19 protein-coding genes are annotated in these 21,800 nt (G+C 63.2%); 10 read left to right on the forward strand and 9 right to left on the reverse strand.

The annotated features are described in order from the left end of the window. Window positions 1-176: 176 nt before the first annotated feature. Window positions 177-545 (forward strand): DUF2946 domain-containing protein, encoded by a 369-nt coding sequence (locus RBRH_RS02215; RefSeq protein WP_041754045.1) that lies wholly within the window; start codon window positions 177-179, stop codon window positions 543-545. A gap of 88 nt (window positions 546-633) precedes the next feature. Further along, window positions 634-2,778 (forward strand): TonB-dependent copper receptor, encoded by a 2,145-nt coding sequence (locus RBRH_RS02220; RefSeq protein WP_041753071.1) that lies wholly within the window; start codon window positions 634-636, stop codon window positions 2,776-2,778. 70 nt (window positions 2,779-2,848) lie between these two features. Here RBRH_RS02220 and cspD read toward each other — a convergent pair whose 3' ends face one another. Beyond that, on the reverse strand, window positions 2,849-3,055 hold the full coding sequence (gene cspD, locus RBRH_RS02225) for a cold shock domain-containing protein CspD (protein WP_041753073.1): 207 nt from the start codon (window positions 3,053-3,055) through the stop codon (window positions 2,849-2,851). 514 nt (window positions 3,056-3,569) lie between these two features. On the opposite strand from cspD, the gene clpS reads away from it, so the two are divergent. After that, window positions 3,570-3,884 carry an ATP-dependent Clp protease adapter ClpS gene (gene clpS, locus RBRH_RS02230; protein ID WP_013434303.1) on the forward strand — a complete coding sequence of 105 codons (315 nt, stop codon included), beginning with the start codon at window positions 3,570-3,572 and terminating at the stop codon, window positions 3,882-3,884. Continuing rightward, the gene (gene clpA / locus RBRH_RS02235; protein ID WP_041753075.1) at window positions 3,881-6,181 is read left to right on the forward strand and encodes an ATP-dependent Clp protease ATP-binding subunit ClpA; all 2,301 of its coding nucleotides are present in this window, start codon (window positions 3,881-3,883) and stop codon (window positions 6,179-6,181) included. The genes clpS and clpA overlap by 4 nt, the downstream gene beginning before the upstream one ends. 54 nt (window positions 6,182-6,235) lie before the next feature. Here clpA and dut read toward each other — a convergent pair whose 3' ends face one another. The 6 genes from dut to RBRH_RS02265 all read right to left on the reverse strand — a co-directional run bounded on the left by dut (window position 6,236) and on the right by RBRH_RS02265 (window position 12,954). Further along, window positions 6,236-6,682: a dUTP diphosphatase gene (dut, locus tag RBRH_RS02240; RefSeq protein WP_041753076.1), complete on the reverse strand. Its 447-nt coding sequence runs from the start codon at window positions 6,680-6,682 to the stop codon at window positions 6,236-6,238. Between the two features lie 109 nt (window positions 6,683-6,791). Beyond that, a complete protein-coding gene (locus RBRH_RS02245; RefSeq protein ID WP_013434306.1) occupies window positions 6,792-7,019 on the reverse strand; it encodes a luciferase-like monooxygenase in 228 nt (75 codons plus the stop codon). Window positions 7,020-7,087: 68 nt separating this feature from the next. Then, window positions 7,088-8,290 (reverse strand): bifunctional phosphopantothenoylcysteine decarboxylase/phosphopantothenate--cysteine ligase CoaBC, encoded by a 1,203-nt coding sequence (gene coaBC, locus RBRH_RS02250; RefSeq protein ID WP_041753078.1) that lies wholly within the window; start codon window positions 8,288-8,290, stop codon window positions 7,088-7,090. 59 nt (window positions 8,291-8,349) lie between these two features. After that, complete coding sequence (gene lspA, locus RBRH_RS02255; protein ID WP_013434308.1) at window positions 8,350-8,856, reverse strand: signal peptidase II; 507 nt, start codon at window positions 8,854-8,856, stop codon at window positions 8,350-8,352. Next, window positions 8,857-11,694: an isoleucine--tRNA ligase gene (ileS, locus tag RBRH_RS02260; RefSeq protein ID WP_013434309.1), complete on the reverse strand. Its 2,838-nt coding sequence runs from the start codon at window positions 11,692-11,694 to the stop codon at window positions 8,857-8,859. A gap of 147 nt (window positions 11,695-11,841) precedes the next feature. After that, window positions 11,842-12,954, reverse strand: coding sequence for a bifunctional riboflavin kinase/FAD synthetase (locus tag RBRH_RS02265; RefSeq protein WP_013434310.1), 1,113 nt, complete (start codon window positions 12,952-12,954; stop codon window positions 11,842-11,844). A gap of 110 nt (window positions 12,955-13,064) precedes the next feature. On the opposite strand from RBRH_RS02265, the gene purN reads away from it, so the two are divergent. From purN to RBRH_RS02280, 3 genes are read left to right on the forward strand one after another with little or no spacing between them, the layout of a single operon-like run. Then, complete coding sequence (purN, locus tag RBRH_RS02270; protein WP_013434312.1) at window positions 13,065-13,706, forward strand: phosphoribosylglycinamide formyltransferase; 642 nt, start codon at window positions 13,065-13,067, stop codon at window positions 13,704-13,706. Next, window positions 13,703-14,989 (forward strand): RsmB/NOP family class I SAM-dependent RNA methyltransferase, encoded by a 1,287-nt coding sequence (locus RBRH_RS02275; RefSeq protein WP_013434313.1) that lies wholly within the window; start codon window positions 13,703-13,705, stop codon window positions 14,987-14,989. Before purN ends, RBRH_RS02275 begins: the two co-directional genes overlap by 4 nt. A 1-nt stretch (window position 14,990) precedes the next feature. Then, window positions 14,991-16,364 (forward strand): mechanosensitive ion channel family protein, encoded by a 1,374-nt coding sequence (locus RBRH_RS02280; protein ID WP_013434314.1) that lies wholly within the window; start codon window positions 14,991-14,993, stop codon window positions 16,362-16,364. A 55-nt stretch (window positions 16,365-16,419) separates the two neighbouring features. On the opposite strand, the gene RBRH_RS19615 is transcribed toward RBRH_RS02280, so the two are convergent. Further along, window positions 16,420-16,614, reverse strand: a complete 195-nt coding sequence (locus RBRH_RS19615) for a hypothetical protein (RefSeq protein WP_162145537.1) — start codon at window positions 16,612-16,614, stop codon at window positions 16,420-16,422. Between RBRH_RS19615 and RBRH_RS02285 the strand changes: the two genes are divergently transcribed. The 3 genes from RBRH_RS02285 (at window position 16,601) to nadC (ending at window position 20,024) form a co-directional block, all read left to right on the forward strand. Beyond that, window positions 16,601-17,797, forward strand: coding sequence for a DesA family fatty acid desaturase (locus RBRH_RS02285; RefSeq protein ID WP_013434316.1), 1,197 nt, complete (start codon window positions 16,601-16,603; stop codon window positions 17,795-17,797). The genes RBRH_RS19615 and RBRH_RS02285 overlap by 14 nt on opposite strands. A gap of 167 nt (window positions 17,798-17,964) precedes the next feature. Beyond that, the gene (gene nadA / locus RBRH_RS02290; RefSeq protein ID WP_041753079.1) at window positions 17,965-19,104 is read left to right on the forward strand and encodes a quinolinate synthase NadA; all 1,140 of its coding nucleotides are present in this window, start codon (window positions 17,965-17,967) and stop codon (window positions 19,102-19,104) included. Next, window positions 19,101-20,024, forward strand: coding sequence for a carboxylating nicotinate-nucleotide diphosphorylase (nadC, locus tag RBRH_RS02295; RefSeq protein ID WP_013434318.1), 924 nt, complete (start codon window positions 19,101-19,103; stop codon window positions 20,022-20,024). Before nadA ends, nadC begins: the two co-directional genes overlap by 4 nt. A 39-nt stretch (window positions 20,025-20,063) precedes the next feature. Here nadC and nadB read toward each other — a convergent pair whose 3' ends face one another. Then, a complete protein-coding gene (gene nadB / locus RBRH_RS02300) occupies window positions 20,064-21,662 on the reverse strand; it encodes an L-aspartate oxidase (RefSeq protein ID WP_041753082.1) in 1,599 nt (532 codons plus the stop codon). Window positions 21,663-21,800 lie beyond the last annotated feature (138 nt).

The raw sequence follows: 21,800 nt of genomic DNA on the forward strand, positions 1-21,800 counted from the left end.
TCGCCGGCCTTGCATCGCGTCGCACCCACGCCATGGCGGGCTGCGGCAATTCGCCACTGACCCGCGGCGGTGGCTGAAATACAATTGAAAGAAGGGCGTTGGCGACGGATAATCTTGACCCGTCCGATTTCACGATCTTCACCGTCGTCTCTGCGACGCTTGTGCGTTGTTGTCCGATGTCCCATCGCCGCACCCAAAAACTGACCGCCTGGCTCGGCCTGACGGCGATCTGGTTGATCGTTGTGATGCCGCTCGCCTCGCAGTGGCTCAGCCACGCGGGGCGCGGCGTCGACACGGTACTGTGCAGTGCGGCCACGACGGGCGAACGGGCCTCGGCCCACGGATCGGCGCACGTTGGTGGGCACCTGGACGCATGCGGCTATTGCAGCCTGCTTGCCCACAGTCCGGCAATCGGCGCACCGCAGGTCGCGACGCTCATGCTGCAGCGCCAGCGCGCGGCCACGCTGCCGGTGATCGAGGGCGTACCCCGGCCTACGTCGCGGCATCTTGTCTCTTACCCTCGGGCCCCCCCAGGCACGGTTTGACGGCGACTTCTTTGCTCATTCCGTAACCGATGCCTGCCGGACCGGCCATTCAACTGCCGGCCTGGAGGGTATGCCATGGGTTGTTTGCATGAAATTCTCTTTCCTGGATCAGGCGGCGTCGCGTCGCCTGATCAACGCGCATCTTGTATTGGAACGTAACCGCTGTCGGCGTTGGGCGCCTTCGGTGTTCGCCGCGGCGAGCTTGTTGGGAACAGTGAGCGCTCACGCGCAAGCTGATGCGTCGCCGCCTGACGCGCCCCCGGCGGGCGCCGCGTCGGTGCTCGTGCCGATCGAGGTCATCGCCAATGCGCCGAAGCATCCGCTGGTCGTGGTGACCGACCCGAAGCAGCCGCGTCAGCCGCTGCCCGCGAGCGACGGCGCCGACTATCTGAAGACGGTGCCGGGCTTTTCGGCGATCCGCAGCGGCGGCACCAATGCAGACGCGGTGTTTCGCGGTATGTCCGGATCGCGGCTGAGCTTATTGAGCAATGGCGCGCCGATGCTGGGTGCCTGTCCGGGCCGCATGGATGCCCCGACCTCGTATATCGCGCCGGAGAGCTACGACAAGGTGACCGTCGTCAAGGGGCCGCAATCGGTACTTTACGGGCCGGGCGCATCGGCCGGCACGGTGCTGTTTGAGCGCACGACCCGCCGCTTCGACGCGCCGGGCATGCGCTTCGATGGGAGCCTGGTTGGCGGCTCATTCGGGCGCAACGACCAGAATGTCGACTTGAGCGCGGGCGTGCGCGAAGGCTATGCGCGCGTGATCGCCAATCACGCGCATCAACAAGACTACCGCGACGGCAACGGCAATACGGTGCCATCGCAGTGGGACAAATGGAACGTCGACACGGCACTGGGCTGGACGCCAAACGAGCATACCCGCATTGAAGCGAGCGCCGGTACTGGCGACGGCTATGCGCGCTACGCCGGCCGCTTCAAGGACGGTGCACGGTTCCGGCGCGAAAGTTATGGTCTGCGTGCCGAGCGCTCGCACCTGGGCGAGGTTTTGGACCGCGTCGAAGCGCAGGTCTACTATAACGATTTCGACCATGTGATGGATAACTTCACGCTGCGCTCGCCGGCAGGCGGCGGCAGGTCCATGCCGATGGCATCCGAAGTGCGACGGCGCACGTTCGGCGCTCGCAGTGCCGCGACGCTGCGGTTCACGGACCAGTTTAAGCTGGTGGCGGGCGTGGATGGGCAGCACCATGCGCTCGACAACCGGTCGCTGCAGCAGGCCGCCGCCAACGGCAACGGTCCGTGGAAGCCGTCGGCAACCTTGTGGAGCATTGGCGGATTTGGCGAACTAACCTGGTACGCGACGCAGGCTGAGCGGATGGTGACGGGGCTGCGGATGGACCGCGCCGCGGCACGCGACCGGCGCGTCAACGTCGGCTCCGGCGCGATGCAAGCACCGAATCCGACGGCCAACGTGCAACGCGAGCGCACTTTGCCCAGCGGCTTCGTGCGTTACGAGCGCGATCTCGCGACGTTGCCCGCGATGTGGTACGTCGGGATCGGGCATGCCGAGCGTTTCCCTGATTACTGGGAGCTGTTCTCGCCGAAACGGGGCCCAGAGGGCTCGATCAACGCGTTTTCGTCATTGTGTCCCGAAAAGACGACGCAACTGGATATTGGCGCGCAGTACAGTGGCGAGCGCGTTGACGCCTGGGTGTCGGCGTATGCGGGCAGCGTGCGGGATTTCATCCTGTTCGACTACGTGTCCGAGCCGATGGGACCAGCCAGTCGTGCGACGCAGGTCGGTGCACGGATCCTCGGTGGCGAATTGGGCGCCACGTGGCGCGCCACGCCGGCGTGGCGGTTCGAGACCTCACTGGCGTACGCGTGGGGGCGTAATAACGACACGGGCGGGCCGCTGCCGCAGATTCCACCGCTGGAAGCGCGCGTTGGCGCAAATTACCAGCACGGGACGTGGTCGGTCGGGGCGCTGTGGCGCGTGGTGGCGGCGCAGCGCCGGTACGCGTCCAATGAAGGGAACGTGGTCGGCAAGGATTTTGGGCCGAGCGCCGGTTTCGGCGTCGTGTCACTGCATGCGCAGTACGCGTTCGGCAAGGCGGCCACGCTGACGTTGGGCGTAGACAACTTGTTCGACAACGCGTACACCGAGCACCTGAACCTGGCGGGCAACGCGGGCTTTGGCTACTCGGCCAATTCACCGGTCATGGAGTCCGGCCGCACGGTGTGGTTGCGCCTCGGCGTCAAACTGTAGCGGCGCGAAAAAAGGAAAACCCGGTTTGCAACCGGGTTTTTCTGCTTCACGACGCAAGCGATTCGAACGATCAGGCTGCCGCCTGGATATTCGAAGCCTGTTTGCCTTTCGGTCCTTGCACGACTTCGAAGCTGACCTTCTGTCCTTCCTTGAGGGTCTTGAAGCCGTTCATCTGGATAGCCGAAAAATGCGCGAACAAATCCTCACCGCCTTCGTCCGGCGTGATGAATCCGTAACCTTTGGCGTCATTGAACCATTTGACCGTACCAGTCGCCATCCTACTTCCCCTGTCACTCTCGTCCTTGCTACACGAGCACGCTCGAAAAGCTCCGTGCCCCATGCGGCCGGATCCCTCTAACAAGCTCACCCGGCATTTTTCCTTCGTCTACAACCGGAAAAAAGTGCCAGCTTGATTGTTGGTGGTCTAAAAGTCAGTGTCAAGGAAATTTTGAGACGCCCGAAACCCGTTGTATGGGCTCTAAATGCAGGCCTGCACCACGCGTGAGAGTCATCTTGACGTTATCTCAATGTGCTCTGTCCGACGCCCACGCAGCGCGTGCGCTTGAAAAGTCGCATAATGCACCGAGATAGCCATGGAACGAAGTTTGCGCAAGCAGGATCAGCGCAACGCTGTGCGCTTCGCCGTAGGGCGGGTGGTTACCGTTGGCAGGGTGCCGGAGAGGCTGTCGCGCTCTTCTGGTGACGAAAGGATGTGTGCCGCGCCGTATCGGGTGCCCGTTGGAGAGTTTTGGCGGGATTGCTTGCGTGGCCGAGTTGTTTAGAATGGGTGTATGGCCATTATCCCGGATAAGCAGGACGGTACAGTACTGGAGCGGCAGGAACACAAGGCCAAGCCGCCGTCGATGTACCGCGTGGTTTTGCTGAACGACGACTTCACGCCAATGGAATTCGTCGTGATGGTAATACAGCAATACTTCAACAAGGATCGCGATACGGCGACGCAGATTATGTTGAAAGTGCATTATGAGGGGCGTGGAATTTGCGGGGTCTATACGCGGGACATTGCGTCGACCAAGGTTGAGCAGGTTGTAACGCACGCGCGGCAAGCGGGACACCCGCTGCAGTGTGTGATGGAGGAAGCATGATTGCCCAGGAACTGGAAGTCAGCCTTCATATGGCGTTCATGGAAGCACGCCAGGCAAGGCATGAGTTCATCACCGTCGAACACCTGTTGCTCGCCCTGCTGGATAACCCAACGGCGGCGGAGGTGCTTCGCGCATGCGCCGCGAACATCGAGGATCTGCGCCAGAACTTGCGCAACTTCATCCACGATAACACGCCGATCGTGCCGGGGACCGACGACGTCGACACGCAGCCTACATTGGGCTTTCAACGCGTGATCCAGCGCGCGATCATGCATGTACAGTCGACCTCCAGCGGCAAAAAGGAGGTGACCGGCGCGAACGTGTTGGTGGCGATCTTCGGCGAGAAGGACTCACACGCGGTGTACTACCTGCAGCAGCAGGGCGTGACCCGGCTGGACGTGGTCAACTTTATTTCGCACGGCATCGCGAAGACTGCGGGGCCGGATGTGGCGAAGGCCGGTGAGCCGCCGGCCGACGGTGACGATGCCAGCGCGCAGAAGGAAACGCCGCTGGCACAATTTACCCAAAACCTGAATCAGCAGGCGCGCGACGGCAAGATCGACCCATTGATCGGACGCGAGCCCGAGGTCGAGCGGATGGTGCAGGTGTTGTGTCGGCGTCGCAAGAACAATCCGCTGATGGTGGGCGAGGCCGGCGTGGGCAAGACGGCCATCGTCGAAGGGCTGGCATGGCGGATCGTGCGCGGCGAGGTGCCCGATATCCTGGCGGATGCGCAAGTGTTTTCCCTCGACTTGGGGGCGCTGCTGGCGGGCACGAAGTACCGGGGCGACTTTGAGCAGCGGCTCAAGACGGTGCTCAAGGAGTTGAGGGACCGTCCGCATGCGATCCTGTTCATTGATGAAATTCATACGCTGATCGGCGCGGGCGCCGCCTCGGGCGGCACGCTCGATGCGTCGAACCTGCTCAAGCCGGCGCTGTCGTCCGGCCAACTCAAGTGCATCGGGGCAACGACCTTTACCGAATTCCGGGGCATCTTTGAAAAAGATGCAGCGTTGTCGCGGCGCTTCCAAAAAATCGACGTAACCGAGCCGACGGTCGAGCAGACGGTGGCGATCCTGCGTGGCTTGAAGTCCCGCTTCGAGGAGCATCATGGCGTCAAGTACTCATCCGGCGCGCTGTCGGCGGCGGCCGAGTTGTCTGCACGATTCATCACCGACCGGCATTTGCCGGACAAGGCGATCGACGTGATCGACGAGGCGGGTGCGGCGCAGCGAATCCTGCCCAGGTCCAAGCAAAAGAAAACGATCGGCAAGACGGAGATCGAGGACATTATTTCCAAGATCGCGCGGGTGCCGGCGCAAAGTGTGTCGCAGGACGACCGCAGCAAACTGCAGACGCTGGACCGTGATTTGAAGAGCGTGGTGTTTGGCCAGGATCCGGCCATTGATGCGTTGGCCGCGGCCATCAAGATGGCGCGGGCGGGGCTGGGCAAGACGGACAAGCCGATCGGCGCGTTCTTGTTCTCCGGGCCGACCGGCGTCGGCAAGACAGAGGTGGCGCGTCAACTGGCCTTTACGATGGGCATCGAGTTGGTGCGCTTCGATATGTCCGAATATATGGAGCGCCACGCGGTGAGCCGGCTGATCGGCGCGCCGCCCGGCTATGTCGGGTTCGACCAGGGCGGGCTGCTGACGGAGGCGGTGACGAAGAAGCCGCATTGCGTGCTGTTGCTCGACGAGATCGAGAAGGCGCATCCGGACATCTTTAACGTGCTGCTGCAAGTGATGGACCATGGCACGTTGACGGACAACAACGGCCGCAAGTCGGATTTTCGTAACGTCATCATCATCATGACGACGAACGCGGGCGCCGAGGCGATGAATAAGGCGACGATCGGGTTCACGACACGGCGTGAGACCGGCGACGAGATGGCGGACATCAAGCGGATGTTCACGCCGGAGTTTCGCAATCGGCTCGACGCGATCATCAGCTTCCGCTCGCTTGATGAGGAAATCATCATGCGCGTGGTCGACAAGTTCCTGATGCAGCTGGAGGATCAGTTGCACGAGAAGAAGGTCGATGCGTTGTTTACCGATGCGTTGCGCAAGCACTTGGCCAAGCACGGTTTCGACCCATTGATGGGTGCGCGGCCGATGCAGCGGCTGATCCAGGATACGATTCGCCGCGCGTTGGCGGACGAGTTGTTGTTCGGCAAGCTGATGAATGGTGGGCGCGTGACGGTCAATGTCGATGACAACGACAAGGTGCAACTCACGTTTGACGAGAACGCGGCGCCGCGCAATCCGACAAACCCGGAAACGGCCGAAGTCGAGTGACCGCGGTGCTCGCGCAATAATAAGGCGCGGGCAACGTCCCGCGCTTTTTCTCGCTCAGTGCCGGCCAGTGCTGCCGAAGCCGCCGGCACCCCGTTCGCTGTGCGAGAAATCGTCGACCACGTTGAATTGCACCTGCGCCACCGGCACCACTACGAGTTGCGCAAGCCGCTCCATCGGATTCAGCGTGAACGTGGTCTCGCCGCGGTTCCACGTGGAGATCATCAACTGGCCTTGATAATCGGAATCGATCAGTCCCACCAGGTTGCCGAGCACGATGCCATGTTTGTGGCCCAATCCGGAGCGCGGCAAGATCAATGCCGCATAGCCTGGCGTACCGATATGGATGGCCMGGCCGGTCGGCACCAGCGCGGTGGCGCCCGGTTGCAGAATCAGCGGTTCGTCCAGGCAAGCGCGCAGGTCTAGACCGGCGCTGCCGGCAGTGGCATAGGCGGGCAGGGCATCGCGCATGCGCGGGTCGAGAATCTTAAGGTCGATGTTCATTAGTGAGTAGTGAGAGCAGCGTGCTGGCATCGCGGTATGCGTTATGACGCGCCGTCGCGGTGCTGGCGCGGTACGACGCGATGGCACCGCAAGCACGCAAAAGACTCGATTATGCCGTCTCGTGCGTTTGTGCGGCTAGATCGAATGCTTGTGCAAGCAATTCATACGAGCGCAGCCGTGCCTTATAGCTGGCCGCGACGGTGAGCACAATCAACTCGTCGGCGTTGAACTGCTGCTGAACGGCAAGCTGCGCAAGCTCGACGGTGGCGGCAATGGCGTCGGCGACCGAATAGCCGTCGATCACCGGCGTTTGATCGAGTACTGACAGTCGAGTCATGTGAGAACAAGATAGCGAGCCGTACGCGTGGCGGGCCGAGACCAGGACGCCGCCCGCGCGGGCGTGACTTACGCGAAAAGACTGCCCGGCACGCGCTGCGCAATCTCGTCGACCAACGTGCGCGCGAGTGATTGCTTGTCCGCGCGCGGCAACGGTGTCGAGCCAGTTGTTTCGAATAGTACGACTTCGTTGTCATCCTTGCCGAATGTCTTTGGCCCCAGGTTGCCAATCAGCAGCGGGACGTTCTTGCGCCGCCGCTTCGCTTCACCGTTCACGCCAAGCTCGCTACTTTCCGCCGCGAAGCCGACGCAGTAAGGCGGCGAGGGTAGCGCGGCGACACTAGCGAGGATATCCGGGTTCTCGATGAAGTCCAGCGGCGGCGCCGGCTGACCGGCAGCCTTCTTCAGCTTGTGCTTGGATACCTGAGCGACACGCCAGTCGGCGACCGCGGCGACGGCGATGAAAATGTCGGTGTCGGCGACGGCCGCCATGACCGCGTCGTACATTTGCTGCGCGGTCTGCACGTCCTCGCGGCTCACGCCCCACGGCGTGGCGAGTGCGACCGGGCCGGCGACCAGGTGCACGTGCGCACCGGCCTGCGCCGCGGCGCGCGCGAGCGCGAATCCCATCTTGCCGCTCGAACGATTGGTGATGCCGCGGACCGGATCGATCGGCTCGAACGTGGGGCCCGCCGTGATCAGCACGCGTTGTCCCGCCAGCTTCTTCGGCTGAAAAAAGGCGATGATCGCTTCGTACACCGCTGCAGGTTCGAGCATGCGGCCGTCGCCGATCTCGCCACACGCCTGTGGGCCGGAATCCGGACCGAGCACTGTGATGCCATCCGCGCGCAACTGGGCGACGTTGCGTTGCGTCGCTGGGTTTTGCCACATCTGGCGGTTCATCGCCGGCACGACCAGCAACGGGCAGTCGCGCGCCATGGCCAGCGTGGACAAGAGATCGTCGCACAGCCCATTGGCTAGCTTGGCGATGAAGTCAGTCGACGCGGGGGCGATGACGATCGCGTCCGCACGGCGCGACAGATCGATGTGCGGCATGTTGTTATCGATCCGTGCGTCCCACTGGCTGGTGTAGACCGGATGGCCGGACAGCGCCTGCATCGTGACCGGCGTGATGAATTGCGTGGCCGCCTGCGTCATCGCCACTTGGACGGTGGCGCCGGCTTGGGTCAGCATGCGCGTAAGCTCGGCCGACTTGTAGCATGCAATGCCGCCTGTCAGTCCAAGCACCAGGTGTTTGCCCGCAAGGTCCATATCGTTCCTTCCGCTATTGCGTGTGTCCGGTGCCGGCATTGTTTCTTGATCCGGGTTTTTCAGCGTGCCGCGCGCACGCGCCTAAGCTCGTCGAGCACCAGCAGTACCGCACCGATCGTGATGCCGCTGTCAGCAATGTTGAACGCCGGCCAATGCCAGCCGCCGACATGAAAATCAACGAAGTCGATCACATGGCCGTGCACCAGCCGGTCAATAACGTTGCCCAGCGCGCCGCCAAGAATCAGCGCCAGCGCGGTGCAAAACAGTTTCTGCCCGCTATGGCGCTTGAGCAACCAGGCGATCACCAGCGCGGCGACGATGCCCAAGGCGGTGAACGCCCAGCGCTGCCAGCCGCCGGCGGTCGCCAGAAAACTGAACGCGGCGCCGCGGTTATAAACCAGCATTAGATTGAAGCATGGCGCAACCGGATGCGGGTCGCCGTACACGAACAGGCGCGATACCGCGAGCTTGGACAACTGGTCGAGCAGGATCACGATTAACGATATGCCTAGCCACGGCATGAGCGTTGCCGAACGGGCGACGTTGCGGGATAAGATCTTCGCCATTTATGCAATGCTCCGGTGTTCGCCATCCCCGAATAGGTTCGCCGTGCAGCGCCCACACAGCGTCGGATGCTCAGCGTTCGCGCCCACTTCCTCGCGGTAATGCCAGCAGCGCTCGCACTTCAGGTACCGGGACGCGACCACGTCGATTGCTTCGTCGGCCTCGTTGTCGACCTTGATCACCCGCGCCGCGGAGGTGATTAGCACGAACTTCAAGTCGTCACCCAGGCTCGCGAGGGTATCGTAGCGTGCGCCATGCGCACGGATCTCGACTTCGGCCTGCAACGACGAGCCGATCCGGCCGGCTTCGCGCGCCGCTTCGAGCGCCTTGGTGACATCACCGCGCAATTGGCGCACGAGCGCCCATTTATCTAACAACGCCGCCCCTTCGGGCAGCGGCGGATAGACGTAGTACGTTTCAGTAAAGATCGTCGTGTGCCCCGGCTGGAAGATCTTCCACGCTTCCTCCGCGGTGAACGACAGGAAGGGCGCGATCAGCCGCAGCAGCCCCTGCGTGATGTGGTACAGCGCCGACTGTGCGCTGCGTCGCGCGGGCGAGTCAACCGCCGACGTATACAACCGGTCCTTGAGCACATCGAGATAGAAGCCGCCGAGGTCCTCTGAGCAGAAGGTTTGCAGCTTGGCCACGACCGGGTGGAATTCGTACGCGTCGTAGTGGTCGAGCACCTCCTTTTGCAGCGCGGCGGCGCGCGCGAGCGCGTAGCGGTCGATCTCGAGCCACTGCTCGGACAGCACCCTGTTGCGGTTCGGGTCGAAATCCGACAGATTCGCCAGCAGAAAGCGCAGCGTGTTGCGGATCCGGCGGTAGCTTTCCACCACGCGCTTTAGGATCTCATCGGAGATTGACAGTTCGCCGGAGTAGTCGGTCGAGGCCACCCACAGGCGAATGATTTCGGCGCCGAGCTTGTTTGAGACTTCTTGCGGCGCGATCACGTTACCGACCGATTTCGACATCTTCCGGCCCTGTCCATCGACCGTGAAGCCGTGCGTCAACAGCGCCTTGTAGGGGGGCCTGCCATCGAGCATCGAGCCGGTCAGCAGCGACGAATGGAACCAACCGCGGTGCTGATCCGAGCCTTCGAGGTACAGGTCGGCGGGCCACTGCAGCTGCTGGGCGTGCGAGCCGCGCAGCACATGCCAGTGCGTCGTGCCGGAATCGAACCAAACGTCCATTGTGTCGCGGTTCTTTTCATACAGGTCAGCGTCGTCGCCGAGCAGCTCGCGCGCATCGAGCGACTGCCAGGCCTCGATGCCGTGTTGCTCGACGCGTTGCGCGACCTGTTCGAGCAATTCCAGCGTGCGGGGGTGCAGCTGGCCCGTCTCCTTGTGCACGAAGAAGGCCATTGGCACGCCCCACTGGCGCTGGCGCGACAATGTCCAATCGGGTCGATGCGCGATCATGTTATGCAGTCTCTGCTTGCCCCACGCCGGATAGAACGTGGTGGCCTCAATGCCGTCGAGCGCGGTCTCGCGCAGCGTCTTGCCGCCACCGACGGGCGTCAGGTCCATGCCGGCAAACCATTGCGACGTCGCGCGGTAGATGATCGGCGTCTTATGCCGCCAGCAATGCATATAACTGTGCGCGTAATGGTTCGTGTGCAGCAATGAGCCGGCATCGCGCAACGCGTCGACGATCCTCGGGTTTGCCTCCCAGATCGACAGGCCGCCGAACAGCGGCAACGATTCGATATAGCGGCCGTCGCCCATGACCGGGCTTAGGATGTCGCCATCGTCGATGCCATGCGCCTTGCACGACTGGAAGTCCTCGATGCCGTAGGCCGGCGACGAATGTACGACGCCGGTGCCGGAGTCGATGGTCACGTAGTCGCCGAAATAGACCGGCGCAGTGCGCTTGTAGCCCGGGTGCAGGTTGGCGAGCGGATGGTGGAAGCAGATCCCGCCAAGCGCGGCGCCTGGCGCCGACGCGATCACCGTGCCGTCCAGGCCGTACGTAGCCAGGCACGGCTCGACGCGCTCGGAAGCCAGGATCAGCAAGCCGCGCGGCGTGTCCACGAGGCTGTACGACAGTTCGGGGTTCACGTTCAGCGCTTGGTTCGCGGGAATGGTCCACGGCGTGGTGGTCCAGATCACGATCGCGCCGTCGGCACTGGGCAGCGACGGCAGCCCGAATGCGCCGGCGATCCGGTCGGGCTCGGCAAACGGAAACGCGACGTCCACGGCGGGATCGACACGGTCCTTGTATTCGACTTCTGCCTCGGCAAGGGCCGAGCCGCAGTCAAAGCACCAGTTCACCGGCTTCAAGCCGCGAAACACATAGCCTTTCTCGAGGATGCGCGCGAGCGCACGGATTTCGTTCGCCTCGTTCGCGAAGTTCATCGTGCGATACGGGTTGTCCCAATCGCCGATTAACCCAAGCCGGCGAAAATCGGCCTTCTGGCGCTCGATCTGCTCGGCGGCATACTCGCGTGCGTTACGTTGCACCAGCTCAACCGGCAGCGACTTGCCAAAGCGCTTCTCGATCTGGATTTCGATCGGCATGCCATGACAATCCCATCCGGGCACATAGTCCGCGTCAAAGCCGGCCATGTTGCGCGCCTTGACGATCATGTCCTTTAGGATCTTGTTGACTGCGTGTCCGATATGGATATCGCCGTTCGCATAGGGCGGGCCGTCGTGCAGCACGAACTTTGGCCGTCCCCGGCTGGCCTCGCGAATCGCTTCGTACACCTTGTTCTGTTGCCATTCTTGGACCCATTGCGGTTCGCGCTTGGGCAAGTCACCGCGCATCGGAAACGGCGTGTCGAGCAGGTTCACAGGGTATTTGGAAGGCTGCTTGGAATCGGTTTTCTTGTCACTCATGATCGGGATGGTGGAGAAGTTCGGTGGCCGCTAATGGCGCATGCCGGCCGCATCAGCGAAGCACGGCATGTCGCGCGGGCACGGGGCACATGTCGTCGGCCCCGACACGCGTCGCCGCGCACCTTACCGGTACGCGACGACCCAGCGCTATCTAATTCGGTCGGTGGCGGAGGTCGCAAAATCGCCGCCTGGGCCGGGGCCGCCACGCTGCTCGGGCTGCGTGGCGGGGTTGGCCGGCGCCGCCGTCCAGTCGGCGTGGGTCGGCGCTGCCGCCCGGTCGCCTTGTGTGGCGAAGTATTCACGGGCGGCGGCGACATCGCACGCGATCGCGCGGCCGAGCGCCTCCAGATCCACAAACTTCTGTTCGTCGCGCAATTTTTCAAGAAATTCGACCCGCACCAGCTTGCCGTATGCGTCGCCATGCCAGTCCAGTAGATGCACTTCCAACAGGACGCGGCCGGAATCGTCCACGGTCGGGCGCCAGCCCAGGCTGGCTACGCCAGGCAACGGGCCCGCCTCGATGCCGTGCACCCGCACGATAAAGATGCCGGCCAGCGCGGGACGCTTGTGCGAGATCGGCAGATTCAGCGTCGGAAAGCCTAGGTCGCGTCCCAGTTTCATGCCATGCACGACGTGGCCGCTGATCACGATCGCACGGCCGAGCGCAGCGCGAGCCGCCGCGAGGTCGCCCGCCACGAGCGAGGCGCGCACGGCCGAGCTGGAGATGCGCGCGCCGCACGGGTCCGCCACAGTGGGCATCTGCTCGACCTCAAAGCCATACTGCGCGCCGGCCGCCTTCAGCGACAGGAAGTCACCGGCGCGCTTTGCCCCGTATCGGAAATCATCGCCGATCATCACCCAGCGCGCGTGCAATCCGTTGACGATGATGTGCTCGACGAACGCGGCCGGCGACTGGCTGGCGAACGTGTGGTTGAAATGCTCGACCACGATCCGGTCCACGCCGTTGCGCCGCAATGCCTCGAGCTTGTCGCGCAGCATCGTGATGCGCGGCGGTGCGCCGGCTGGATCGAAGAACTCGCGGGGGTGCGGTTCGAACGTCATCACGCAGACCGGTAGCGCGCGCGCGGTGGCAGCGGCGCGCACCTGCGCCAGCAACGCCTGGTGGCCGCGATGCACGCCGTCGAAGTTGCCGATCGTCAACGCGCAGGGCGCGCGGCTCTCGGCATTTGGAAGACCCCTGAAGACTCTCACGATGATTGGCCGGTCGGGCTGCGGCGTTGGATGGCCGCGCCGACGCATCGCGCCGGCACGTTGCCGCAAAGCCCATAATTATAAACGCTCGCACCCGATTTCGGCGGGAACCGGCGGATCGGCGCAGGCGGCAGGGGTGCCGATGATAAAATCCATGGATGAAAAAACTCGTTATCCTGATTTCCGGACGCGGCTCCAACATGGAAGCGATCGTGCGCGCGTGCGCCGCGCAGCGGTGGCCGGCGCGCGTTGCCGCGGTCGTGTCCAACCGACCCGACGCCGCGGGCTTGGCGTTCGCTGCCGCGCACGGCGTCACCACGGCGGTTGTTGACCACACACGGTTTGATGGGCGCGAGGCGTTCGACGCGGCGCTGGCGCAGGTACTGGACGCGCACGAGCCGGACCTCGTCGTGCTGGCCGGCTTCATGCGCGTGCTAACGCCAGCGTTCGTTGAGCGCTATGCGGCTCGCATGATGAACGTGCATCCATCGTTGCTCCCCAGCTTCACGGGTCTGCATACGCATCAGCGTGCGCTGGACGCCGGCGTCGCGGTGCATGGCGCCACGGTCCATTTTGTGACCGCTGAACTGGACCATGGCCCGATCATTGCGCAGGGCGTGGTGCCGGTGCTTGCCGGTGACGACGCCGCTGCGCTTGCTGCACGGGTGCTGCGCCTGGAGCACGCGCTTTATCCGCGCGCGGTGCGCTGGTTTGTCGAGGACCGGCTGCGCGTGCGTGACGGCCGGGTGGAGCTGGCGGCCGCCGAGCCGCGGCTGGTGTTTGGCGGGGATACAGTATGAAGCTACATGGATTTTTGATCGGCCAGACCGAGACGTTGCTCGCCGACGTGCTGAAGTTTGCCGGTCCGGCTGACGCGGCCGCGAGCCGATTCTTTCGCGCGCATCCGAAGCTCGGCCACGCCGAGCGCGGGGTGATCGCCGAGACGGTATTCGCGGTACTGCGCCGCAAGATGGAATATGGGCATTTGGCCGAGAGCGGCAGCGGCACGCCGGCACGTCGGCTGACGCTGCTCGGCCTGATGCAGATCGCCGGCCTGAACGCATTGCGTGCGCATCTGTCGCCACAGGAATTTGCGTGGCTCGACCATGTGTCGAAGATCGATCCGGCGAGCCTGCCGGCGCGCGTGCGCACAAACCTGCCGCTCTGGATCGAGTCTGCGTTGGGCGCCCGTTTGGCCACTCCCGATGCCGGGCCGGATGCGGTGGCGCAGGAGTTGGCGCGGCTCGCTGCGGCGCTGAACTATCCGGCGCCGCTGGATCTGCGTGCCAATCCGATCCGCACCAATCGCGATGCGGTGCTCGCCGCGCTGGTGGAGGCTGGCGTGCAGGCGGAGCCGACGCCGTATGCGCCGCTGGGCATTCGGGTGGCCGGCAAGCCCGCGATCCAGACGTTGGCCGCTTTTCGGCAAGGATGGTTCGAGGTACAGGACGAGGGCAGCCAACTGCTGTGCCAGCTGGTCGCGCCGCGCCGCGGCGAGATGGTCGTCGATTTTTGCGCCGGAGCGGGCGGCAAGACGCTCGCGTTGGGTGCGATGATGCGCTCGTCCGGACGGCTGTACGCGTTCGATGTGTCCGACAAGCGGTTGGGCAAGCTCAAGCCCAGGCTCGCGCGCAGCGGCTTGTCGAACGTGCACCCGGTCGTCATCGACAGCGAGCATGATGTGAAGATCAAGCGGCTGGCCGGCAAGATCGATCGCGTGCTGGTCGATGCGCCGTGCAGCGGCTTGGGTACGCTGCGCCGCAACCCGGATCTCAAGTGGCGCCAAACGCCGCAATCAGTCGCTGAGTTGGCGGTGAAACAGGCATCGATCCTCGCCGCCGCCGCGCGACTGCTCAAGCCGGGCGGGCGGCTTGTCTACGCGACGTGCAGCTTGCTTGGTGACGAGAACGAGGGCATCGTCGAGCCATTTCTCGCCGCTCACCCGATGTTCGAGCGCGTGCCGGCGAGCCAGGTGCTGGCCGAGCAAAAGATCGCGCTCGATACGGGCGATGACCTGACGCTGTGGCCGCACCGGCACGGTACCGATGGCTTCTTTGCGACGGTGATGCAACGGGTAGCGTGACATGCAGGATCAAGTACTGACGCACCTGTTCGGCGACTTAATGCGCGAGATCGGCCAGCCGATGCGTGACCTCGGCCAGCCGGCGGTGCTTTGGCAAGTCGTTGCGCTGATCGGCGCGCTAGCGCTGGCATGGGTGCTTGCCGGTTACGCGCGCCAGCGGCTGGACGCGTATCGCCGCGCCCGCAACGCGGCGGTGCGCTTTGGCGCGGATGGGCTGAACAAGGCGTTGTTTCCGTTCCTCGGCTGGTTGATCGTTGACGGCACGGGGCTCGTGCTGGGCCAGGCGATGAAAACGCCACTACTGGACCTGGCGCGGGTGCCGCTGTTCGGTATAGCGCTGATCTATGTGGCGTTGTACCTAATGCGCCGGGTGTTTTCCCAGGACGGGCACCTGCACGGGCTCGCGTACCTGGTTGAGAAAATCGTCACCGTGCTGGTATGGGCCGGCATGGCGCTGACCGTGGTGGGCATTCAGCACGACGTGCTGCACTGGATGGCCAGCGTGGAGTTTCGCGTGGCCAACGCGCATTTGACGCTGCTGTCGCTGTGCAATGGCTTGCTGTGGGTCATGATCACGTTGATCGGCGCGCTGTGGGCTGGCCGCACGCTGGACGAGCGGCTCATGCAGGCCAATTCACTCGATGCGAATCTGCAGGTTGTGCTATCGCGCCTCGGCCGGGCGTCATTGATTCTGGCCGCGGTGCTCGTGAGCCTGTCGATCGTCGGCATCGATATCACCGTGCTCGGCGTATTCGGCGGCGCGCTTGGCGTCGGGCTGGGCTTTGGCTTGCAGAAGATTGCCAGCAACTACGTGTCGGGGTTTATCATCCTGCTGGACCGCTCACTGCGGCTCGGCGACACCATTTGCGTGGGCGGCCTGCAAGGCCGGGTCACGCAGATCCGCACCCGCTACACGGTGGTGCGCAGGCTGGATGGCGTTGAGACGCTGGTGCCGAACGAAAAGCTGATCACCGACATTGTGCAGAATCAGTCGTCGTTCCTCACGCGCGGCTGGACTAAGGTGTCGGTCCAAGTGGCGTATGGGACGGACGTGGATCTCGCGATGCGCGTGCTCGTCCAAGCTACGCAGGGCGTGGAGCGCGTGTTGCAGGATCCGGCGCCTCGCCCTTATCTTGCCGGATTCGGTGCCAACGGGATCGACCTGGAGCTAGGTTTCTGGATCGCCGACGCGGCGCTCGGTACCGCGTCGGTGCGCTCGGCCGTCAACTACAATATCTGGGCGGGGTTCAATGCGCACGGTATTCGTGTTCCGCGCGCGCAGCGCGAGGTGCGCATACTCAATGCCGCGGCCATCGAACCGTTGTCTGCTGCTATTGAACCGATGCCGGTTGCCGCAGTCGAAACAGCCAATTAGCTTGATTCCTCTGATTTCTCCTTTCCTATGCCATGCACTAGTCCGATGTCATGCACTAGCGTATGTCGCGCCTCAAGGGCTGCGACTGTGTGCCGCGCAACAGGGAATCATTTTGTGACAGGCACTTGCGGCTGATCAGGTAGAATCTTGAATCAGCCCTTTCGCGGCCGCCGCGATAGGTCACGTCCGATACTCCAATCGGGCGTTTTTTCCGATTTTGTTTTCCGGGTATTAATTTGCTGAATTTCATGCTTGATTTCGTTGCACATGGCCTGCTGAACTGGTCTTGGTGGCAAATCGTGCTGTATACGCTCGTGATGACGCACATCACGATCATCGGTGTCACTGTTTACCTGCATCGGCACCAGGCGCACCGCGCGTTGGACTTGCATCCGATTGCCAGCCACTTCTTCCGCTTCTGGCTATGGTTGACCACGGGCATGGTCACCGGCCAGTGGGCGGCGATTCATCGCAAGCATCATGCGAAATGCGAGACCGACGAGGATCCGCACAGTCCGCAGACGCGCGGGATATGGAAAGTGCTGCTCGAGGGCGCCGAACTGTACCGCACCGAGGCGAAGAACGAGCAAACGCTGAAGAAGTATGGGCACGGCACGCCGGACGATTGGCTCGAGCGGCATGTCTACGCCAAACATGCGGTGCTCGGCGTGACGATCATGGCGTTGATCGACTTGGCGCTGTTCGGCATCGTTGGCATTTCGGTGTGGGCCATCCAGATGGTGTGGATTCCGTTCTGGGCCGCTGGCGTGGTCAATGGCCTCGGCCATTTCTGGGGCTACCGCAATTTCAACTGTGCGGACGCGAGCACGAACCTGTTCCCATGGGGCATCCTGATTGGGGGGGAGGAGCTGCACAACAATCACCACACCTATGCGACGTCGGCAAAGTTGTCGAACAAGTGGTACGAGTTCGACATCGGCTGGATGTACATCCGACTCATGTCGGCATGCCGACTCGCGAAGGTGAAGAAAATTGCGCCGACGCCGAAGCTGGCGGCGCGCAAGGCGGTGCCCGACCTAGACACATTGCACGCGGTGCTGGCCAACCGCTACGAGGTGATGGCGCGCTACGCGAAAACGGTCAAGCGGGCGTACCGGCAGGAGTTGGCGCACTTGAAGGAATTGGGCGCGCGTGAGAAGTACGCGCTGATCAAGGGCGCGCGCGAGTGGATTCACAAGGATGAGGCCGGCCTGGACGAGCCGCAGAAAAGGCAACTGATGCAGATCTTCGCCAGCAGCCAGCGCCTGCGCACGTATTATCAGTTGCGGGTGGAACTGGCGCAGATATGGGATCGCTCGAACGCGTCACGCGAGCAATTGTTGTCGCACTTACAGGATTGGTGCCATCGCGCGGAGCAAAGCGGCATCAAGGCATTGCAGGAGTTCGCACTGCGCCTGCGCCGCTACGCGTAAAGGCGGGCATCGGTAAATTCCGTTACACTTGAAGTCCGTCTTGCCACAAAAACCCCGCATAGGCGGGGTTTTTCGTTTCGGCACACCATGCGGCCACCAGCGTGCGTTAATTGGGAGGCTCGCGGGTGGTGGCGCGGGCGGTCATACTGAGCCGTGAGAGGATGACAATGAACCAGCGTTCAATTAGGACGGTCGAGTTCGACAAGCCGGTGATGCCTGGCGGAGCTTGCAGCGTCGGGCAAGCTTGGGCGCGCGTGCCGCACAGCCTATCGGCGGCCGAGCGCGCCGAGCTGCGCGTGCGTGTTCGCGAGTTGCTGGCGCAGCAGCAGGCCGTGCTGGTCGCCCATTATTATGTTGATCCGGAGCTGCAGTCGCTCGCGGAGGAAACCGGAGGGTGCGTCGCCGATTCGCTGGAAATGGCCCGGTTCGGCCGTGATCACGATGCCCGTACACTGGTCGTGGCCGGTGTGCGTTTCATGGGCGAGACCGCGAAGATCCTGAGCCCCGAAAAGCGTGTGTTGATGCCGGACCTAGATGCGACGTGCTCGCTCGATCTAGGCTGTCCTGCCGACCAGTTTGCCGCGTTCTGCGATGCCCATCCCGACCGCACCGTCGTTGTCTATGCGAACACGAGCGCGGCGGTCAAGGCCCGTGCGCACTGGATGGTGACTTCGTCAATTGGGTTGGATATCGTTGCCGCGCTGCATGCGCGCGGCGAGAAGATCTTGTGGGCGCCGGACCGCCATCTGGGCAGCTACATCCAGCGCAAGACCGGCGCCGATATGCTGATGTGGCAGGGCTCGTGTCTCGTGCACGACGAATTCAAGGGGATCGAGCTTGACTTGTTGCGCGCCGAGCATCCAGACGCTAAGGTACTCGTGCATCCGGAGTCGCCGGAATCGGTCGTTGCGCAGGCCGACGTGGTCGGCTCGACCACGCAACTGATCGACGCGGCGAAGGCGCTTGACGCGACCCGCTTCATCGTGGCCACCGACCAGGGCATCCTGTACAAGATGCAGGCGGCGGCGCCGGGCAAGACGTTTATCGCCGCGCCGACCGCGGGCAACAGCGCAACGTGCAAAAGCTGTGCGCATTGTCCATGGATGGCGATGAACAGCCTGACCAATCTCGCCGCCGTGCTGCAGTCCGGTGCAAACGAGATATTGGTCGATCCGGCCATCGCTCAGCGTGCGCGGATGCCGATCGACCGCATGCTGGACTTCGCGGCGCAGAAAAAGCGCAATGTACGAGCGAGCGGTGACCTGGCGCGCGATGATGCGTTGTTTCGACATATGGGGGCGGCGTGATGGGCGTTACCGGGAGCCGCGAGATCCGCACGGTGGCGGTGCCGCAGTGGGACGGCTATGAGCAAATCTGTCAGCACTACGGCGACGCGTTCACGGCCGCACTGCACCGGAACGTGCAAGACGCGCTGGCCGAGGATGTGGGCGCGTGCGACTGGACGGGCTTGCTCGTGCCCGCCCACGACGTGTTCGACGCTCGGATCATCGTGCGTGAGTCCGCCGTGCTATGCGGTGTACTCTGGTTTGTTGAAGTGATGCGCCGTGTCGATGCCCGTATCGAACTGTCATGGCATTATCGTGAAGGCGAATGGATGCACGCCGATACGCCAGTGTGCTCGTTGCGCGGCCCCGCGCGCGCGCTGTTGACGGCCGAGCGCAATGGCTTGAATTTTCTGCAATTGCTGTCCGGCGTCGCGACGGCCACGCGCCGATATGTCGATGCGATTGCCGGTACCCGGGCGCGGATTCTCGATACGCGCAAGACGCTGCCTGGCCTGCGGCTGGCGCAAAAATATGCTGTTCGGGTTGGCGGCGGCGATAACCAGCGGCTGGCGCTGTATGACGGCATCCTAATTAAGGAAAATCATATTGCGGCCGCGGGCGGTGTTGCCGCCGCGCTGCAGGCGGCGTATGCGTTGCAGGCGAGCGTGCCGGTGCAGGTCGAGGTCGAGACGCTCGAACAGCTACAGGTGGCACTGGCGCATCGTGCTCAATCGGTGTTGCTAGACAACTTCACGCTGGACATGATGCGTGATGCGGTTGCGCTGAACGATCATCGGGCCCTGCTTGAGGTCTCCGGGGGCGTTGGCTTGGACACGGTGTGCGATATCGCGGCGACCGGCGTGGATCGGATATCGATTGGCGCACTGACCAAGGACGTGCGCGCGACCGACTATTCGATGCGGATCCTCGATCGCGCGTAGCCGCCGGCGCCAGGCCGTCGCGGGCGCGGCCACGGGCAATCAGATCGAGTGGTTGCGGACTCGCTTCGGGCTCAGCACCGTTGGCATTGCTTTAGGTAACACCTGCTCCCAGTCGCGGCTGAAATGTAAGCCGCGGCTTTCGTGCCGGGAGCGGGCACTGTCGACGATCAGTAACGCAACATCGACTAAGTTACGCAATTCAAGCAGGTCGCGGCTGATACGAAAATTCGCATAGTACTCGTGGATCTCATCGCGCAGCAGTGCCAGCCGGTGCTTCGCCCGCGCCAGCCGCTTGTCGGTTCGCACGATGCCGACATAGTTCCACATCAGCCGCCGCACCTCATCCCAGTTGTGGGCCACGACGACCTCTTCGTCGGCATCGGATACGCGGCTCTCATCCCACTGCGGCAATTTGAGGCTGTGCACGGCATGAAACCCTGCGTCTTCGATGACTCGTGCCGCGGCCCTGCCGATTACCAAGCACTCCAGCAGCGAATTGCTTGCAAGCCGGTTGGCGCCATGCAAGCCCGTATAGGCGGTTTCACCGACCGCGTAGAGTCCGGCGAGGTCGGTTCGGCCGGCCAGGTCGGTCACAATACCGCCGCATGTGTAATGGGCGGCCGGCACGACGGGGATCGGGGCGCGCGTGATATCGATGCCGAACTGCTGGCATCGGGCAAGGATTGTCGGGAAATGCTTGTGCAAGAATGCAGCCGGTTGGTGACTGATATCGAGATAGACGCAATCGATACCGCGCTTTTTGATTTCAAAGTCAATTGCGCGGGCGACGATGTCGCGTGGTGCCAATTCCGCGCGCTCGTCATGCTGCGACATGAAGCGGGTACCGTCCGGCAGCTTCAGCAATCCGCCTTCGCCGCGCACCGCCTCGGAAATAAGGAACGAGCCGGCATACGGATGGTACAGGCAGGTCGGATGGAATTGAATGAACTCCATGTTCGCCACCCGTGCGCCGGCCCGCCAGGCCATCGCAATGCCGTCGCCGGTCGCGGTATCCGGATTCGTCGTGTATAAGTAAACTTTGCCGGCGCCGCCGGTGGCTAGCACGGTGTGCGGTGCCCCGATCGTCAGTGTCTTGCCGCTTTCAATGTCCAGCACGTACAGCCCGAGGCAATGCCGGCCCGGCAACCCGAGCCGGTCTGACGTGACCAGGTCGATTGCGCAGTGATGCTCGAGCAGGGTGATGTTTGGGCGTCGGCGGGCTTGTTCGACAAGCGTTGACAGCACCGCATGGCCGGTGGCATCGGCCGCATGAATGATGCGCCGATGGCTGTGTCCGCCCTCGCGCGTCAGGTGAAACCCCAGTTCGGCGTTATCGTCTTTGGTGAACGGCACGCCTTCGCCGACCAACCATTCGATCGCCGAGCGTCCGTTCTCGACGATGAAGCGCGTCGCGGGCTCGTCGCATAGGCCTGCGCCGGCGACCAGCGTATCGCGGACATGGCTCTCGATGCTGTCTGCCGAGTCCAGTACCGCTGCGATGCCCCCTTGCGCCCAATTGCTGGCGCCGTCGGACAGGGCCCGCTTCGCGATGACGGCGACCCGGCAGGTGGGCGCCAGATTCAGCGCCACGCTCAACCCAGCCAGCCCACTACCGACGATGACGACGTCGAAATTCATTGGGATGGTCTCCTCATACCATACGTGACGGGCCCGAACCCGTACGCGGAAACGAAGGAGCATACCCCGATGCGACACGACGTGCAAAAAGACGTGCAAAAAGCAAAAGACCCCGGAGACCGGGGTCTTTTGCTCTTC

The sequence above is a fragment of the Mycetohabitans rhizoxinica HKI 454 genome (assembly GCF_000198775.1).
Classification (GTDB): Bacteria; Pseudomonadota; Gammaproteobacteria; order Burkholderiales; family Burkholderiaceae; genus Mycetohabitans; species Mycetohabitans rhizoxinica.